The sequence below is a fragment of the Scytonema hofmannii PCC 7110 genome (genome assembly GCF_000346485.2).
In the GTDB taxonomy this organism is placed as follows: domain Bacteria; phylum Cyanobacteriota; class Cyanobacteriia; order Cyanobacteriales; family Nostocaceae; genus Scytonema; species Scytonema hofmannii.
In genome coordinates, this window is sequence record NZ_KQ976354.1 from 11,333,389 (window position 1) to 11,353,054 (window position 19,666).

Annotated in this window: 12 protein-coding genes; 1 reads left to right on the forward strand and 11 read right to left on the reverse strand. The window is 41.1% G+C overall.

What is annotated here, in order from left to right:
* Positions 1-104: 104 nt before the first annotated feature.
* From WA1_RS47680 to WA1_RS47730, 11 genes are all read right to left on the reverse strand, one after another.
* Entirely contained in the window at positions 105-3,275 is a 3,171-nt protein-coding gene (locus WA1_RS47680; RefSeq protein ID WP_017747482.1) for a DEAD/DEAH box helicase, read from the reverse strand.
* A gap of 3 nt (positions 3,276-3,278) precedes the next feature.
* Positions 3,279-3,668 carry a type II toxin-antitoxin system VapC family toxin gene (locus WA1_RS47685; RefSeq protein WP_017747481.1) on the reverse strand — a complete coding sequence of 130 codons (390 nt, stop codon included), beginning with the start codon at positions 3,666-3,668 and terminating at the stop codon, positions 3,279-3,281.
* Complete coding sequence (locus WA1_RS47690; RefSeq protein ID WP_017747480.1) at positions 3,668-3,952, reverse strand: hypothetical protein; 285 nt, start codon at positions 3,950-3,952, stop codon at positions 3,668-3,670. The genes WA1_RS47685 and WA1_RS47690 overlap by 1 nt, the downstream gene beginning before the upstream one ends.
* A 121-nt stretch (positions 3,953-4,073) precedes the next feature.
* A complete protein-coding gene (locus WA1_RS47695) occupies positions 4,074-4,463 on the reverse strand; it encodes a type II toxin-antitoxin system VapC family toxin (protein WP_017747479.1) in 390 nt (129 codons plus the stop codon).
* A 15-nt stretch (positions 4,464-4,478) separates the two neighbouring features.
* The gene (locus WA1_RS47700) at positions 4,479-4,733 is read right to left on the reverse strand and encodes a hypothetical protein (RefSeq protein WP_017747478.1); all 255 of its coding nucleotides are present in this window, start codon (positions 4,731-4,733) and stop codon (positions 4,479-4,481) included.
* A 191-nt stretch (positions 4,734-4,924) separates the two neighbouring features.
* Positions 4,925-7,828 carry a DUF1156 domain-containing protein gene (locus WA1_RS47705; RefSeq protein ID WP_017747477.1) on the reverse strand — a complete coding sequence of 968 codons (2,904 nt, stop codon included), beginning with the start codon at positions 7,826-7,828 and terminating at the stop codon, positions 4,925-4,927.
* 60 nt (positions 7,829-7,888) lie between these two features.
* Entirely contained in the window at positions 7,889-11,263 is a 3,375-nt protein-coding gene (locus WA1_RS47710; RefSeq protein ID WP_017747476.1) for an RNA-binding domain-containing protein, read from the reverse strand.
* 21 nt (positions 11,264-11,284) lie between these two features.
* Positions 11,285-11,713, reverse strand: coding sequence for a DUF7680 family protein (locus WA1_RS47715; RefSeq protein ID WP_017747475.1), 429 nt, complete (start codon positions 11,711-11,713; stop codon positions 11,285-11,287).
* A 1-nt stretch (position 11,714) separates the two neighbouring features.
* Positions 11,715-14,933: an ATP-binding protein gene (locus tag WA1_RS47720; RefSeq protein WP_017747474.1), complete on the reverse strand. Its 3,219-nt coding sequence runs from the start codon at positions 14,931-14,933 to the stop codon at positions 11,715-11,717.
* 240 nt (positions 14,934-15,173) lie between these two features.
* Positions 15,174-16,208 (reverse strand): NADP-dependent oxidoreductase, encoded by a 1,035-nt coding sequence (locus WA1_RS47725; protein WP_017747473.1) that lies wholly within the window; start codon positions 16,206-16,208, stop codon positions 15,174-15,176.
* Positions 16,209-16,347: 139 nt separating this feature from the next.
* Entirely contained in the window at positions 16,348-18,054 is a 1,707-nt protein-coding gene (locus WA1_RS47730; RefSeq protein ID WP_081403093.1) for a CocE/NonD family hydrolase, read from the reverse strand.
* A 440-nt stretch (positions 18,055-18,494) separates the two neighbouring features.
* Between WA1_RS47730 and WA1_RS47735 the strand changes: the two genes are divergently transcribed.
* Entirely contained in the window at positions 18,495-19,559 is a 1,065-nt protein-coding gene (locus WA1_RS47735; RefSeq protein WP_017747471.1) for a DMT family transporter, read from the forward strand.
* The last annotated feature ends 107 nt before the right edge of the window (positions 19,560-19,666 follow it).

Sequence of the window (19,666 nt, forward strand, 5' to 3'; positions counted from 1 at the left end):
GCTTTGCATCAATATGCTTACTATCTGTTTCTGACATATAATCTCCTTCTAATCAAGTCGCTGTCGTCGCAACATTTGGTTTTCTATAAATTCTTGCGTCGTAGTTATGATTGTCCCAATTGTAGTAGTGTCTCGAATATGGGATCGCCAAAAGTCATCAACCGCATTGAAGGTGTTTCATCAAATACGCTTGGATAAAAAGTGACTGTATAGTCCTGTCCCTTGTATGTCAAGTACCAGATGCGATCGCCTTTATTCTCAAACTTTGCACCACAAGCTCTCAGAATAACTGAAGTGGTGAATAACTGCTCAACAGTTTCTGGAGTGAAGGGCGCAGGTGGAACGGGTTTTTGAATTTCTGCTAAGTCAGCTTCTAAATCCATTGCTACCATTTCTTCCATTGCTGGACGCAGTGGAGGTTTTTCTAGGACTGAATCAAACTCAGACATTAAAACGTCCTCTTCTTCTGGGTCAGCACTCATTGCTGCTTGTTCAATAAAGGTTGGAACTTGCGCTAGGATTGGTTGAAGATTGCCTACTACCGTAGCAAAAGCATTGATGCGTTCGCGCAATTTTCTATAAACTTTCGCCTCTACAGTCCCGTCATAATAAAAGTTGTGAATTTGCACTGTTGGGTATCTTTGCCCAATACGGTCAATCCTCCCAATGCGCTGTTCAACTCGCATGGGATTCCAGGGCAGATCGTAATTGATTAACACTCCACAATTTTGCAAGTTTAAGCCTTCTGAAGCTGATTCAGTGCAGAGAAGAATCTTGATTTCTTCATTACGGAATTGCCGTTTAATTTCTTCTTTAGGAACTACAAACCATTTACCATTTTGGTAAAGTTCGCCACCACGACCAGAGTAACAAGCGACTTGCCCACCGTACAATAAACTCAAAGCATCCCGCAGGTAATCCATTGTATCAGTGTACTGAGTGAAAACGATGGCGCTTTCTCGCTCTGTTAATTCTTGGCGCAAAATTTTAAGAAATTGGGAAAGCTTGGTATCTTCTCCAGTGTTTTCAAACTGACTTAACAAATCTTCAAGATATTGAATCTCTTGTGGGTCTACTTGTTCAAAATAGGATTCCATCCCGGTAATTACGGTATCATCTGCATCATCTAAATCAGCTAAATCGTCGTTAGTTAAAATGCTTCCCTGTTGGGTCAGTAAAAAGTCCAAACGACGTTGTAAGGATGATTTAATGGCAGAAAAGGAACTAGTTAATCGCTTGCGGTACAAAGTCATCAAAAAACCCAAGCAGGAACGTTTGTCTTGCTGTGCGAGTTTGTAGAAATGACGCACGTAGTCGCTGACAGCTTTGTAAAGAGGAACTTCTCGCTGCGCTTCCAAAGAAATGGCATTATCTTGCACAACTCTAGTCGCAATATCCCGTTCTAGAAGTCCTTTACGATAGTATTGTCTCAGGGTATCGCGGGTGTGACGAAACATCAAATCTTTTAGGGGTGTGTTCACCGTCAAGTACTGGCGTGAGGCGGTGATGAAAGCTTCATCTGCTACTAACTGTTTGTGATTGAGGATTTTCTGACCTTGTTGCCAAGTGTCTCGTAGTTTGTATGCAAGGGCGCGTCCAGCGAAGCCATCCTGTAGGGATTCGTTCTTAGTTAGGAAGTGCGTTAATCTAGAACAGGGTTGTCCCCCGTGCAGAAAGTAATCCTTGCACATGGCTTGCCAAAAGTCAAGCACCTCGCGTTTTGCACTCCCTTGTAGAGAGGAAAAATAATGACAGAAATTGTCGCCGTAACTCCAATGTCCTTGCAGTCCCAACAAATGTAGTAAGTCGAAAATTTCTATGGCGTCAATTTGCATTGGAGTTGCTGACAGGAGAAGTAAGGATTTGGTGTTCTCTTTCAGTTGCTGCATTAACTCCAACAAGCGGTTGGGTGTTTCCTTCCTGTCTTGCGGGCTTTTACGTCTAGCATGGTGTGCTTCGTCTAATACAACTAAATCCCAAGGTTCTGCTTCTAAAAGCTGACGCATTCTCTCTGTTCTTCTTACCAAGTGAGAAGAAGCAAGGATTAAATTTTGAGTATTCCAAGGGTTAGTTGCTGCTGAGATGGTATGCTTGTAGGGGTCTTTAAATTCAGTAGAGGTATAACTCCAAAAATGGAGATTAAATTTCTCCCGCAATTCTTCTTGCCATTGTGGTTGAACGCTAGCAGGAGCAAGAATAAGTACCCTTTGCACCTTTTTAGCTAGCAGTAAATAACGCAGAACTAACCCGGTTTCAATGGTCTTTCCCAATCCAACTTCGTCGGCTATCAAATAACTTTGAGGAAATTTTTCGGCAACACAGCGTAGAATTTTAATTTGGTGAGGCCAGGGTTTGATGGGAATTGATTTAAGACAGAAATCCAAGCAACCAGAGTTTTCGTAAATGTTCGCTAGTTGGTTAAAGGTAAGGCGTTCTTCTTCTCTTGCTTCTGGAGAGATAACAGGAGTTCCTAGTTCGGATGTGGGTGTAAACTCTGGTGTATCTGGTTCCGATTGGGTGAGAGGTCGATTGTCAAATTCTGTTTGAATGTTCCAAGTTGGTTTTGAGGCTGGGGTGTAACGTAACAGCTTTTTCTGTACCGCTTCTGGAACTTCAAATATTCGCACATTAGGTGCTAAGTTGTACCAAAGTTGCTCAAATCTCACAACTTCTTCATTGACTCTATCGAGTTCTCGTCCACCTTCCCAAGAACAATAAACGTGAAAAGATTCTACATTTCTTTCCCAACCGCCAATAGATTCATTATTGGAACCGTTAAAAGCTAGGAGATCGCCACTATTATCAGTAAAAATTCCCACTTTTTCATGAAAGATATGCTGTGGATCTAGTTGTTCTTCACTGACTTCTGGAGTTCTATTTTCTTTTAAGGGAATAGCAATTTTAATATCTAAATATTGATTTTGAATCAACCAACTTAGAATTTCAAAATGTTTGAGTTGAACTAAGTTTTCTGGTGGTGTTAATTCAGCATCAAGACGGGTTAATAAAGCATCTCTCAGAGCATATCCTTGCTGAATAGCTTGTAAATCTTCAGCAGTAAACTGACATCCCATAATTAACCGCATTCGCCCTTGATTGTGCAGCATTGCACCCAAACCACGAGCGACTTTACTCAGAATAGCACTGCTGAAAAAGCCAGATTTGCGGTCATATTGAACAGCGGACTCTAGCGCTGGTATGTAGAAGTCAGCAATGGTATTGTGAGTATTGCTAGAATAGCTAATTTTCCAAGGATGTTCGCGAAGTTTTTTCAATGATTATAACCAATTTTCTAATTGTAAGTTAGGTATATTTTCAAAATCTTTAATATTGTTGGTGACGAGAATATCTTGACGGGAACGAGCAACAGACGCAATTAATGCATCAATTTCTCCTGTTGGTTTACCAATCCGTTTCAATTCACTCTGAATTTTGCCAAATTCTATAGCAGCATTCAAATCAAATGGCTCAATAGGTAATAACTCGGACAGTTCTACAAGACTTTTTCGGTTTTTTTCAAGCTGTTGAGAACAGTAAATTCCCTGATAAAGCTCTGAAAGGACGATTGTAGAAAGATAGCATTGACTGAAAAAGCGATTGAATGTGGAGACCACTTTTGGATTATCATTCAGCAGTGCAATGCATATATTAGTATCTAGCAAGTACATTAGCTATTATCCTGAGTATCAATTGAGTCTATGACTCTTCCTCTATAAGCGTGACGTTCTTTGTCTATTTCAGCAAAAATGTCTATTAACTCAGGCTGATCTTTCCAAACTCCAAATAATTTATTGAGTCTTACTAATCTCTCCTCGTCGGTCAATCTTTTTTGAGTTTCACTATGTTCAATAGGAGGTTCTAAATCAATTGAAATTTCTACTCCATCTGGGATATTCTCAACTATTTCTAAGAGTTCAATAATTTGACCGCGTTTGATTCCTTTAACTTTCATTGACTAAGCTCCTTCTGTAATGGATAGTTATTATTTATCAAGTCTACCTTAAGAATGGAGAACTGACACTCAATATTCAGCGATTTTGTGTATAAGGATGTTCGCGAAGTTTTTTCAATGACTATAACCAGTTTTCTAATTGTAAGTTAGGTATATTTTCAAAATGCTTGATATTATTTGTGACAAGAATATCTTGACGAGAACGAGCAACAGCAGCAATCAATGCGTCGATTTCACCTGTTGGTCTGCCAATTCGTCTTAATTCAGCTTGAATTTTGCCAAATTCTTCTGAAGCATTTTTGTCGAATGGAACAACAATTATTCTACTAGAGAATTCATTTAATCTTTGAAGATTCTGTTCAATTTTTTGAGAGCAATATGCACCTTTATAAAGTTCTGCTAGTACAATTGTTGGGATATAAGAGTTGTTGAATTTTGCATAAAATTGTGCTAGCGCTTGAGGGTTTTGGTTACTCAGCGCGATACAAATATTGGTATCTAACAAATACACAATTCCCTCCTCTATTTATGAGGATTGCCCATACAGTCTTTGCCATTCTGCATTCTTCTCTTTTTCTAATTCTTCCATTGTTTTGATAAAATCTTCCTTGCCTTCCCAATCTGTTTCAAAAAACTCTTTTAGCTTATGCAATCTTTCTTCATCACTTATCAAGTGAGCTTCACGAATTTCAACCATGACTTCTGTCCCATCAGGAACACTAACGTCTTGTAAGAGTTCAATGGTTTGACCGCGTTTTATTCCTCTAACTTTCATTTCCATATTTCTCCAATAATTGCTAGTTGTTTTTCATCAATTTTAGCGTTAGTGTAAGTTACAGAGTTTTAGGAGTATAGTTTGCGATGATACTACACGTTCTTTAATTCTGCAACCAGCAAGGCTATAAAGTCAGCAACCCATAAATTACGTCGCTCCTTCTGTTAATGGTTGACGGTTGACTGTAATTTTTAGTTTCAGTCATCAAAAACCTGTGAACTGTCAGCAAATAAATCTAAACTCATTTGCCCATAACTTAACGGTAACTCAGATTGCACGTAAGAAACTTTGGCTTTAATTTCATCCATTGCTAGCCACAAATCTAATAACGCTTTTTCTTCAGGAATGCGCTTCTTTTCATCCCCAATCCTGGGAATGACTTTCAAGGCAACCTCAAATGTTCGCATAAATAAATCATTGCTGACTAAACCTGTAGTTTTCATAAACCTCCGCACTGCTTCTGTATTTCCTTCTTCTAGATAAAGGGCAATAATTGCGTGAAGCCCATCAACTAAGTATCGAGCAGAAAATTCGTGGTCGATGACAGAGAAGGCGCGTTTTTTGAGACGTTGCTGTGGTGTGAGTAATTTACAGTAACCGCTAGCAGAATCGAGTAATTTATGTTTTTTTACTAAATCGGAAACATCAAAACCGCCGACTGCTAAAGCGAGTTGTCTTGCTTCATCAAAAGGAAACTCCCTTGCTTCAAAAGTATCCCACGCCAAGATGTACCATTGAGTTAAGGGGTCGATACCGTTGAAGTCTTTACCTTCTAACAAGTTTTGCAGTCGGTACTCAACAATCGCTTGGCGCACTTCCTCAAATGCTGCTTTGGGTTCGAGTTGGTTTCCTGCACTGTCGAGGACGCAACTATACCTAGTGAAGACGCTTAAAGCACAACCATAAGCGGTTAAGCACAAGTCAATACCGGGAGGTTTGATACGACGACGTGGATCTGCAATGCGATCGGCTGCGGGACGTGAATCTTCGGTTAAGGATTTTTCAATATCTGGGGCTTTCTCAAAAACTATATTTCTAATGGCAATACGGACATCATCCCACCAAGCTTGTTCAGCTTGGCGATCGCGTTTGCGACATACTAAAAGTACGGTACTGGAAACCGCGTTTTTCTGTGCTTGGTGCAAGTTTTGGGGGTTTTCGGTACTGACAGCCCAAGATGCGGTAATCTCGAAACCAGCATCAATCAAGGACTTTGCGAGAACATCCCACGCGCCGGAGTCTTTGTGGTTAAATTGCACCGTCATCACACCGTCATCACGCAACACGCGGTGGTATTCGGCGAACGCCATCGCCATTTTTGCTTCATAATCCTGGTTGGCAAGTTTTTCGGGGTTATCTCCCATGTTGCGGAAGCGGGAAGGGTTAGCAACGGCTTCGCGGTCTTTGTCGGTGAGTTCTAGGTAAAATAATTCAGGGAAGATGTCGCCCAAAGTGCGTTTTAGCCAGACGTAGAAAAAATCTGAAAGTTCAGCGTATTGGATAGTAGCGTAGTAGGGTGGATCTGTGACGATCGCATCGACTGAGTTATCAGGGATGTGAGTTAAGTTATCGGCTGATGCTGCGTCGATTTGGATAGATTTTGAGTCGTGTTGTTCTTCAATTCCGGGGATACCTGTTGAACCTGGTATGGTTCCGAATAAAGCACAAAGACTTACATAATCTGATGCAAAAACATCAACACATGAATTCCAAAGTTCACCGTTGCCAGTTATCTCAGGGTAATTCCAAATCAAATTTAATGCATGTTGCGTTGTAGCTCTTTTTGAACCAGCCCTTGATGAATCCCAGGTTGATAACCTACAATTTGTATCAACGCATCTATCAAATACTAAAGCCAAGTAAGCCAAAATAGCATCAGCTTTTTCTGATTCATGTTCCTCTTGAATAAATTTTTTAGCTTCATTTATAATTTCCACATATGTCACAAGCGTTACAATTTGGCGTGGATTACATACTTTATCCCATCTATCTATACCTTGCTGTAACAAAGAACTTCTTTCAGCAAATTGATGACCATAGGGAATTTCAATATCTGGAATAATTCCTAAATTTTGCCAGTGCGTTAAGTTTTTTTCTAAATAATCTTTCGTTTTATGTACAGCTTCAAAATCTATATCTTGTGGTAGTCTAAATTCTAAATTTCTATCTCCTCTTCGATAGGCAACAGCATAAAGTTGATGGCTCATTATTCCTAACCTACCCTGTTCGTAAATTAAGTCATTTTCAATTACTGATGAACAATTAGGACATCTACCTACGCCTCTGCTAATGGTAATTGTCGTATCAGGGTCATATTCCCCATCATCTGTTTGAATCGTTGTCCCCTTACCTTTTCTACCCTTAACTAATTCAAAATCAATCCGCTTATTATCTAGATTAGGAATTGGCTTCACCGCACACCATTTATGTAAATTCTGCTTTTCTGGACGTTTATATAACCACCAATTTGGACTTAACGGAACAACAGACTCACAACTTGGACAAACAACTGTATGCGCCCATAAATAATTTTGCACCGTTTCCCCTGGTAAAGAAGGGAAAAACTCACCCAACCTTTTCTCGGCTTCATCCCCAACCCACTTCACCCATTTATCAATATCTTGTTGCAAATCGGGACCAAACTTCAACGGATATTCCATTGCGGCTTTCATTGTCACCACCGCTACGGGATTCAAATCAGAAGCCAGCACATTTAACCCATATCTCGCTGCTTCAAACGGAATACTTCCACCACCTGCAAACGCATCTAACACAGTGGGTGTGAGAGTTCCCCAAACTTTTTCGCAATAATCCTGCACCTTCTTAATTCTTGTCGAACTCGGCGGCGTTTTGTAAAGTTTTATCTCCTTCCCTGGTTCCAACCCCAGCAAATATTCAAACTCTTCCATTGTGAGGTCTGCTGGTAACAACGAAGCCAAAACACTGGCGCGACTAAATGATAACGGCTTGCGGGAATACCAACGATGCAGCCCTTTAAAAGGGTTTCCCCCGTGTTCATAATAAACTTGCTCGTTTAATATTTGCACGGGCATCATTTTTTCTATAAATAAATAGGGACGTTTTGGGTTAGGATTAGTCATATATTAATACTGCAAAATAAAATATCTAGAATTTGATTTAAATCTCTAATACAACAATTCTCACAGGAACCAAGGTGTTTCCTCCAAAACTTTATTTAGTTGAAAGGTCGAACCTTGGCGGAGGAAAGCATCTGTTAAGTAGGCAATGTTACTTGCATATTTAGTTGTAATAGGTACAGCACATAACGAGTCAGTAGAAGCCCAGTTGAGTTTAGTCAAACTCAGAATCTGAACCGCCAATGCCTTCAAGTCCGGTAGAGATTTCGGCGCATTCTCTGGGTGGTATGTCCAGATGTTTATTTCAAGTGTTTGAGGTGTCCCAAGCACTTTGCGATAGGGGTTATGTCCTGTTGTAGAAAGATAGATTTGGTTGGGAGATGCAATAACATAACTACCACGACTCAGGCTGCCATCGGTTTCAACTCGACTATCATAAAGCCTGACATTATGGTGAGTGTTGATCCAGACAAATGAGTAAACACCTTGAGGTTTAATCTTACGAGCAGCACTCAAGATTGCAGCACGATCTTCACGAGAAAATTTTGCTGAATAATGAAAGTATATATGTGGAGTCTCTTGCAAATTTAGGCGTTCTAGAGTTTGTTCGATTAATGTTTGAAAATACTGAGTGCGTTCATTGTAAGCAAAAGTTTCTGTATTACCAGAGTAAAACTCCCACCTCCCATACTCACTGAAAACATTAGCGTAACCCATAAGTCGTTCTGAACCTTGCCGCCTACTTTGAGTATAAGAAAGACCAATAAAGAAATCTGCATCAGGGAGTGCGTCCGGAAGTACCCACGGGGTAACACCACATTTAGCGATGATGTTCAAAGATAGGTTTAAATCTTTCCAATCTGGATTATGGAGAATCGGTGTATCAACCATCTGACAAGGAATTCCATTTTCAAACAATAACCGCTTAATTCGATAATAGGGCGAAACTTCATCATCAGATGCATAGCCTTGCTCTGGAGTATGTACCAGAAATATACGATTGAGATGCTTGTTACTAATCCAATTTGGATTTTCTTTTAGTAATCGCCTACATTCATCTAAAGCCAAATCAGAGGAAGGAATGGTCACAATCGAGCTATAAGTAAAGCGTGTGCTGAAAGTTTTTTCTGAACCACGGTATTTGTATTTACCAGTTTTTAGTCTCTCAATCAAATTGACCATGTTTGTACGTAATTCTGATGTACAAATTGGTACGATTTCAATAATTTTGGGAGAATTACCAAAGGCTCCAAATCTTGTGATGCCATCCCGAATATCTGCTGAAGAGCGACCATGATTAAACTCAACTGTTGGTTCAGAGAGGGAACGCACTAGAAGTTTTGAGCCAATTGTGCCTTGCCGAAATAAGGGAACTGGAGTAGGTTGCAGCAGTACTGTCATCTGATTAGTAAGCAAAGGAAATATTGTTTTTGCTATATCTTCAGCAGTCGCTCTCGTTCTTTCAGCGCGTGTGCGAGCTGCGTTAGGCTCCAGTGCAAGACTATACTTTTTGATGGCTTGAGGAAGTTCAAAACGAATTTTGCGCTTACGTAGCACTTGCTCAATTAACTCTCTAGAAAGATTTGGAATAACTTTACTGCTAGCAACCTGCTCTTCCTTATCAAAATCAAATAGGTATACATTACTCCATTCATGATTTACTGAAGTAATCTTACCAAGATACCATCCTTTGCCGTTCCACTGAGCCACAGCTGTTCTACTTACTAGTTCGTTGGGTTGAAATAGGGTTAGCAGTTTTTCTATTGAACAAATATTTTTTACTTCAAGTGTGTAATCAATGCAGAGGTAGGACTTTCCCCAGTAGTGGCGTAGCTGAAATGAATATGCTGGATAAAGCCTAACAATTTGACAAACTTCCTTTGATAGCTGAAAATTAGATTGTTTTCGGTGAGCTATTATCTTGCCAAATTTCGAGCTATCGATATACCATCCGTGAGCTACTAGAGCATCTTTTAGAGAAGAAGTAATATCTCCCTGCCGCTGTTTTAGGTATTCAGCATCAACTTCTTTACCATTTTCAATAGTAATATATAGAGGAAACAAGTTTGCATATTCAGTGACTTGAAGCGTAGAATCAGCTTGAAGTAATGCCTCGCGTTCAGCCGCTCTACTAAATAAAGTGACTTTAGTTTGTGCATCACTCACTCTATAATCTGGAGAAGGCAAGTTCAAAGCTTGCATTTCTTTATACATACGCTTAGTACCTTCACTCAATGCCCTTACGAAAGCAATACCTCGCTGATCTCTCATTAACTTAAGCCACTCAATCAATTTAGGATTGCGTGGTGTTGAGATTAGTACAGTATCATCAAGTGAAAAATGAGCAGGTACATCTTTATCTCTCTGAATAATTCGCCCCGAATTACAAACTACAAAAGCATCTTTGTAATACTCACATTCAATTGGGATACTCATAGCGTAATCTCTATGAGCTACAGCGTTAACAATTGCTTCGTCAACTGCGATGTGAGGATACTCTGGTTCCTCAATAAATCCACCACCTTGAGGGTTTCGCTTTGAATAAGCTTTGAAAAAACCTGATTCTTGAAAGAAAGTCCGTATATCTCGTATCTGCTTCGTAATTGAACCACTGAAGTTTCTTTCAAACGTTGGTAAGCCACGTTCTTCATTAACATTAGTTTCAAACCTTAGCAGACGGATGTATGAAGAAGGTAAAACTCTTTGTGGATTTGATGCAAAGAAGAGGAACCCTACTTTGGTAAAAAAGTAGTTCCCTGAACTATCTTTATCTAAAGCGCCAGCATGATATAGCAACTCTTCATCACTAAACTCATAAGTAGCTTCATCTAAATAGACTTGGCGAAAAACATCCAGCGTACCTCGATCCACATCTTCAGGCTTATAAGAACAACAGTAAGTTTGTTCGTAATCAATAATTCTTTTGTCACGTCGTAACGACTCGCGTTGTTGGTCGCTGAGCGGAACATTCTGAACACCCTTTCTCATCCAAGATTTGGGCGAATAACCCGGAGTTTCACAAATTCCATCTTTAGTATAAGGAACATAAATTAAACATATTTTGCAAGGATAACCAGACGTCTCTTGATAATCACATAATTTAACTTCAGCATACTGATTAACCAACATATCATTGATGTTTGTAACTCTGTTTCTCTGGTCTTCTGTTAAATTGTCAATTCCCCGTGCCTGCCCTTTTGTAGAAATTCCTATTACTAGAAGTCCGCCTGCTTTATTTGCATTAGCGAATGCAGAAACACACTCTCGTACTTGCTCTACAAGAGCATTAACTTGACTTTTACTAACTCCGCCATGCTGTTCTGGTTGACCTACTTCTTTTCGGTCAAAATATTGGTCTTCAAATTTAACGTCAGAGTCAAGTGTAAGTAAACTCCAATACCATTCAGGATTTTCAAACACTTCTCTTGGAGTTGGCATTGTTAAAATCTCCTAACAAAGTTATTCCCCTAGTAACACCCGAATTGCCCTCAAAGCCTGAGAACGTTTCCCATTACTAATCTTAGCAAACCAGTAGTGCGATTCTTCATTACTCATAGCAGTAATTCCTTTAGTAATATTAGCAATTCGCTCTGGTTTAGACAGGGGTTGTAAAGTTTGAAACAGTAAAGCTAAATTCACTCCAGATTCTTCACTTAAGATATAAGGACTTTGCCGAGCGCTCTTTAAAGTTTTGGGGTCATAATTATTAGCTTTCAAACAATCATAAATTGCCTGTTTCGCCTGCACCAAAGCATTACCCTTTAAACGCCCAATGCGCTTGGCAGAAGGACGCTTTTTTTCTCCAGCTTTTTTATAAGCACACTGGTACAACTCAAGGGCAAAATTATTATTATCTGTAGGAACCACTCGCAATTGGAACTCTTGCATCTCAGTAAGTTACTTTCGCCGTCAACGATAGCCTCTCAACCGGGTTACGATTTAGGGCTTGTTTGATAGTACTGATTTCTGTGCCATCTGGTTGCACTGTTGCCGAAAATTCAAATTTTAGCTTCAGTGACACATCAGCTCTCACATCCGGACTACCCAGCAAAGCATTGACAGCAGCTTGGAAACTGTTAAACCCCCTCACCGGACCTTGATATTCTAACCTGACGAATTGTTCGCCTGCGTTAATTGTCGCTGTTTGGTTAATTTGTAGGGAGAATTTCCCCAACAAGGGTAAAGTCGTCATCAGCTTGCGGTAATCCATCACTTGTGCAACAGTAAGTTCCAATGATTTAATTCCTTGGATTTTGTCGTCAAGGATGCGATCGCTTAATTGATTAAACACTGCATTTGGCGTCCCATCCAACTCCAATTCTTCTCGTTTGACATCAAATATACCTATCGGTTCGGCTGCACTGGGTATACGAGATGAACCTCCTGTACCGTAAATCAGTAGCTTCGCTTGAGTTTCCCTCTCTTCTACATCACCATTACCGTAATCAACTAAGATTTTAAAAGTTGTGGTTTTGGTGATGGTAGTCTCATACTCGTCACTCGGAAGAAATTCTCTGGCTATAGAATTTCCATCTTGATAAAGCTGAATGGCTAACGCCCCTGATGCTCTCCACCTTACCCGCACTGGCTTAGAAGAATCAGTACTGGGCATAATTTGGGCATCGAGTTCAATTTCTCGTGGTTTTGGCAGTTCTAAAATGCCCCGGCGGTAAAGCACCATCCTGTCAGAAAATTCTATGGTGTCAGGTAGGGTAAACTTGCCATCATCAGTTTTAATATAAACCCGTTCTCCTACCTTCATATCCCAGCTTCCCAAAAGCAAACCTTGACGGATAGTATCTCGCAACTTTGACACTTCAGCATCTAGGAGTATATTTAAACCTCGATCTTTAGCAAAAGCTTCTCGCAGCGCTTTTGTTGTCCAATGGTCTAAACCAGGTAACCACACTTTTTGCAAAATATAAGCAGGTGCGTATGCTGGTGCATCTTCAGCACGAATTTTCTGACAATCTCTTAGCGCTTTTAAAATAACATCTTGCTGATTATTCTTACCCTTCACTTCACTGGAATCTTGTGCTGGAAGTGTGTAGTGCATCAACTCTTTAGGCGCTTTAACTGGGTCATTAGCTGGGTAGAATAAATGACGGTAGGCATTCGTTAAAGATATTCGTACTTTTAAATCAAAGTCCCCTTTCCTCTGTTTGAGTTGTTGCTGCTGACTTTCTGACAAATCTTGCAAGCGGTTGGGAGAATTGAGGATATTTAGGATGGCGCGATATTCTCTTACATTATCGATCGCTCTGTCTAATTCTTGCTTATTAGCGACTAGGAATAACAAGCGATTTCTAAAAATCCGAAACTTTCCTGCTTCACCTGTGTTGTTAAAAATTCGCTCAATTATAGGTGGAGGACCTTCGGTTGTCGTGGAAATTGTTGCTTCTTGGAAATCAATCAAACATAAAGCGATCGCATCTGCAACATCATCCACATCTGTAGGTGACTCTGGCGCAGCCACAAGCTTAAAGAATTTATCAGCAAAGATAGTATCGCGGCGGTTGCGTAACTCATCCTTCGCCTCAGCAATCCCAATTTGTGCTTTTTCTTCGGCAATAATTTTGTTAAGTGATGGTTCTTCTTTGAAACGAGCAATGGAAGTTATTGGATCGTTTTCCAAGTACCAAGCAACAGCACTTAGCCTTTCCAAGACTGTATCAACAAAGCCAATTTCTAACCCTGGTGTCAGCAGTGCTAAATTGAGTTCAGCCCGACGAATACCAGCTGCTATCCCTTGGTTGATAGAGTGCAAGAAAATGGTACGTGCTACCCAAGTGGAAAAAGGAGGCTTACCCGCCGCTTTCCATTCTCCATCTTGTAACTGAGCGTGCGCTTCTCTACCATTTGCATTATAAATATCTGCCGGGATAGCAGTCATTCGCATTAAATGGCGTTCTAAACGTGAGGTTAAATCGCTAGTAATTTCTTCTTCAATACCAATGGGAATGTGATGGAGATGAATCAGGGGCGTCCATTGAGTCGTATCTTCCCACAAATAACGTATCACTCTAGCGAACAATCGCAAAGCACCTCTAGTCCGTTGGAAGTTTGGAATGGAGGCAATTTTTTTTGTTAGAAGATTAAATAATTCGGGATGGAAGGGATAACTTGCTTCAATGCTATCAGCGTACCGTGTATCCTTACAGCCGTCAGGTAAATTGATGCGACTCGCTTTATAAGTTTGTAAATATTCACTCTTCACGCTTTTAGCAGCGTTAGCATCAATACTGCTGAACAACCTCTGTTTGACAATATTGTAAATTTCAAGATCGGTACTGGGTTTAAGAATACGCTCTTGACGGGCTGAGGTGGAAATGGTTTCGCGGATTTCGGTGGTTTCGTCACCAAAACTGTCAGTGGCAGAGGCTAAAGTATAAACAAACACTAAATTATTACTAGCTGCTGCCAAATCCATTAAGGAGAACAAAAACGCAACAACTTGTTGAGCTAAATTGCTTTTACCTACTAAAGTGGCTTTTGCCGCTCGCAGATATCTGGCAATTTCATCAAGAATAATGAGAGTAGGCTGACCTTGAATGATTCTTTCTAAAACGACTGTACCAGGGCTGACTCGCTTTTCATCAGAACCTTTAAGCAAGCTGTAGCCTTCTATACCATTAATCTGATAAGCAATTTCACCCCAAAGTGTGTATGTAGTTATCCCTGTATCTTCATGGTATACACCATTTACTGGGTCTAGATCTTGGCATGCGATCGCAGCCGCCTGAATTGGATAGTCTGGAATTAAACATAAATCAGCAAAGCGATCTAGTCCAGGTATGGAACGTCCGTGTTTGGCAATATGCCACAAAGCAATTTCATCGTGAGTTTTACCACCGCCAAAACTAGTTTCCAACCGAATAATTGGCGAACCCACAACCGCACCCATCAACCGCCCAAAAACCTCTGAAATTAGAGTTTTTAACCCATCGGTGGCAAAAGTATTGCTAAAGAAGGTTGTAGGGTCTTGGTACACTTGAGGTGCTTTCCCGAACACAACTAGCCGCAGTTTAGCTGCAAACAAGTCAGGGGAAATATCTCCAGCTAAAATTTCTTCTCTAGGAATACAGGTTTTAAATACAGAGGGTAGCATAGTATTTTTAGCGTTTCTTAAAAGACATTGTAGTCAGCGCGATCCGAATCGTGACTTAATCAATATAATGCCCACTGTTATAAAATGCTCCTATTTACTTAACGGGCGAGCGTCAGAAAAATCGGTCAAATAATTTATCTAAGCTAATTTGTCAAGGATGGTAGTGAAGTTGTTTCAAGGCTATGTAACGCTCAATGAAACAATACAACGTCATCAATAGGGTTTCTGCTAGCTTGACAACTAGAATGTAGGTTCCTCTGAAACTTTAACGACCAGTTTTCCCTTTTTATTGCCATCAAACAGTTTTAGAATGGCTGATGGGGCATTTTCCAAACCCTCGACAATTTCAACAGCATATTTAAGTTTACCTTCGTTGAGCCATTGTCCAAGATCTCTTATAGCAAGAGATAATTGAGGATAATAATCGAGGATAATAAACCCTTCGAGGCGCACTCGCTTCATTAAAATTTGGCTGAAATTATACGGACCGGGAACAGGCTCTGTTGCATTGTAAGTTGAAATCAAACCGCATACAGGAATACGTGCATGCAAATTAACTTTGGTTAAAACAGCATCTAGGATAGAACCGCCAACATTATCGAAATACACATCGATTCCATTAGGACACGATCGCGCAAGCGCTGTTTCCAAATCCTCTGTTTTATAGTTAATAGCCTCATCAAAACCAAGCTCTTGTGTCAGGCACTGACATTTTTCATCCGACCCAGTTATACCAACGACTCGGCAGCCCTTAATCTTGGCAATTTGTCCAGCAACAGAACCAACTGCACCTGAGGCTGCTGACACCACCACAGTTTCCCCTGCTTTGGGCTGTCCTATGTCTAAAAGCCCAAAATATGCCGTATAACCAGTAAATCCAAGCGGTCCGGTAAATGCAGTGAGTGGTGCAGGCAGAGGATGGGGTAGTTTTGTGATTCCTTTTCCAGTATTTCCAAGAGCAATCGCATAATCCTGCCAGCCAAGCACACCAGAAACCAGATCCCCTTGTTGAAAATTAGGATTTTTAGACTCTTCTACCACACCTATAACAACACCGCGCATGACGTGTCCAATTTCTACGGGAGGCATATACTGTGGCATATCGCTCATCCAAATGCGATTAGTAGGATCTAGCGAAAGATATATGGTACGTACTAGCACCTCACCATCACTTGGACTGGGAATTGGTTGTTCAAGGTACTCAAAATCACTTTCTTTGATATTGCCAACAGGACGAACTGCTAAGCGAAACTGTCGATTTATGCCTATTTTCATGAGTTCACTCTCTGTGTAATCATCCAAGGTCTCCCATAAATAGTAAGATATATCGAACACGAATAATTTCGAGCGTTGGTTATGAAACGAGATTCGCACTTCGCTCAACCCAACCTACACCTTATCAATCAGTTCTAGCCTAAGTACTAGGAACAACCGATAAGGAATTTGATGAAGATCTGACGGTATATAAATACACATAACTTAGGTTTAGTGGTAGGAAGATTTGCAATCGCGTCTCTCCCCCACAACTTACCATCAATGTAATAACTTCCGCCTCCATCCCCAATGACGATCCATTACCGGGATTCATCGCGTATGCAGGGAAACAGGCTGCACTCAAACTCAAGCGGAAGGAGTTTCCTCTGGCAATTCTGACACAGGTAGTCTGCAATTGAATTTTTCTTTTGGTAAAGTTGCTACCATCACAACGAAGATAGCCTTGAGTCACGTTGTAAACCCGTCCTTCAGAATACACTTGTGACAGCACCGCACATAAATCGTAACTGGGTTTATCCGCACTACACCAAACTTCAACAATAATATCGCCAACCAAATACAAATCTTCTTCTAACACTTCACTCGTATAAGTGAGAACATCAGAACGACAATCAATGTGCGATCGCTCAAAGGAACCCGCACCCATTGCTGCATGACCCCCCAGGGATGGAACCGGTCGCCAAGGGTCATGAACTAGAACGTCAGAACTGGGGAGTGGGGAGTAGGGAGTAGGGAGTGGGGAATGATAATTGGTGAGAATTCCGGAATTTTCTCGAATGCTACTGAGTCCTTGGCTTGACAAATAGTAATTTTTATGTGTTGTATCGGGAAAACTATCAAATTTGCGCCAGCGATCGCTACCCATTTCAAACAAGCAAACAGGCGGTTCCTCTAGCAACCCCGTATCTATACCTTTGAGAAATTGGTCAAACCACCGGATTTGCATTTCATCTACAGGGCTGGCTGCATCAATACCAAAATCAACAGCACCAACTCTGCGACCCCAAGGCAAATGCGCCCAAGGTCCTACTAGCAGTTGTTGGCGATATTGACTCCGTGCTGCCATATCCTTATATAAATGCATCGTACCGCGTAAGTAAGTATCAAACCACCCCCCAATATGGAACATAGGCAAATCAACATTTTGGAAGTAGGTTTTGGGTGAAAGTTTTTCCCAGTATTCATCGGGTTGAGAATGAGCTAACCAATCGTGATAAAACGAGTCAGGGGCAAAATTCTGTAAAACTTCTGGAAGAGTGGGGTTGCGATCGTACAAAGGTAGATTGCGATAAGCAGCACGCAAAGCATGGTAGGCTTTTTCGTCCTTTCGCAAACGGGCTGTTTCCGTGGCTAGCTGAATTGCCCAGGAAAGATTGCTCTCCAAGCAGAATGCACCGCCTTCATACGCCCAATCTGTATATAAATCGTAACCAATCATCGCAGGGCAAATGGTTTTTAACGCTTGTGGTTTGGTAGCCGCCGCATAGAGTTGCGTCATTCCTTGGTAAGAGAAACCATACATCCCAACTTCACCCGTACTCCCTGGTAGTTTTGCCGCCCAGTTTACTGAGTCTTCGCCATCTTCAATTTCATGGGTAAACAGCTGAAATTCTCCTTCTGATGTCCCTCTTCCCCGTACATCCTGAATAACAACAATATACCCATGAGCCGCATACCAAGTGGGATGGGCATAAACAACCGTGGATGCGATCGCTCTTCCATAAGGTTGTCGCATCAACAGTACGGGAAATTCTCCTTCTGCATCGGGACGGTATACGTCCGCATCAAGTCGTATGCCATCGCGCATTAACACCGATGAAGTTTGTTTGGGGAGGACTTTATACATTTTGAATAGTGGAGTAAGTCAACCTAAAATCAGTTCAATACTGAGAAACTTAGTTTTGCAAAAGATACCAGGTTTTTCTGTTGCTATCATTTTACGTGACTCAGTGCCTCTACCAAATCATCGATCGCTTTTACTATAAATTCTCTACCAGAGGGATATTAATGCTCGCCACAACCTCTGCTTCTTAATAGATAAAATTGCGTAGCAAGTGATACAAAATTTATGATGAAATAGAAATTAAATATACAGTTTTCAAGCAAATCTTATGTATTCTCTTCTTTTTTGCCAAAGCAATAAGTCATCAAAGAGGTCGAACTGGTGAGAGTGAAATGACTACCATATCGTCCTTAGCTCCATTCATATGACACATCACTGAGACATTATGTCCATCAAAGTTCATCAAACAATCGAGAAAATTTCTACAAGTTTCTAACTTTAACATGACACTATTAAATGACTGCGATCGATCTACACAAAAAGGCTTGCACTCTCTTGGTGTCATCCTGCTAGTTGCCGCATCCTTAATCTGGGGGACAACATTTCCACTGATTAAAAATGCCATCGCTAGTCTTTCACCCTCTGCAATACTCGCAAGCCGCTTTGTTGTAGCTGCAGTAGTATTAGCTCCATACTTGCGCCGCCTGAATGCTAAATTAATCCGCGACGGATTTATCTTAGGACTGGTACTCTTCGCCTCCTTTGCTACCCAAACAATGGCACTTGAGACGGTACACGCAAATCGGGCGGCATTTGTTAGTAGCCTGACCGTTGTGATAGTACCGCTTTTGGGTTTGGCGATCGGTCAGCGCGTACTGCTGAAAACTTTGTTGGCGGCGATCGTTGCCATAACTGGCATTGGAGTCATGTCATGGGAAAGCGGACAGTTCAGCATGGGTGATTTCTTGTTGTTCGGTAATGCATTCATCTACGCCGTCTACATCCTGATTCTTGAAAAAGTTACACACCGCCACCCAACCCTTTCACTTACCGCCGTTCAGGTCTTAGTTATAGCAGTGCTTGGTATGCTTTGGGCAGCACCCGAACTAGTTGGACAAATCCACGCAATCAGTACAAACTTAAGTGCAGTTCTTTACCTTGGTCTAATTGCCACTGCTGCCACCGTCTTGATAGAGACAATGAGCCAGCGCTGGGTTTCCGCTCAAGAAGCAGCCCTATTTTACACACTCGATCCAGTGTTCTCAGCCGTTATCTCGTTTCTACTACTTGGTGAGACACTTGGAGTTCGCGGTTTGGTTGGAGCAACTCTAGTTTTAGCCGCAATGGTATTAAGCCAAGGCGGAGGTAAGGACACACAGAACAATAGAGAGATTGCTACGCTGTACATTCCTTTTACAGCCCGCGAGGACGACTCTCGCTTGTCACCACTTACAGTCTCATTACATTCCGAAACACGTCAGTTAGTTGAATTAGGGAAAAATGACCATTCTCTGCTCTCTCTTTCCTCTGCGTCCTCTGCGTCCTCTGCGGTTTATCAAAAAAATTAATTCACTATCGCTCAGTACGATCGCGTCAGGACTCTCACTAAATATACTTCTCCACCCGACGTTCTTCTAGCATTGCTTCTGGATAGCAGAAAATTGGCAAAAAATGT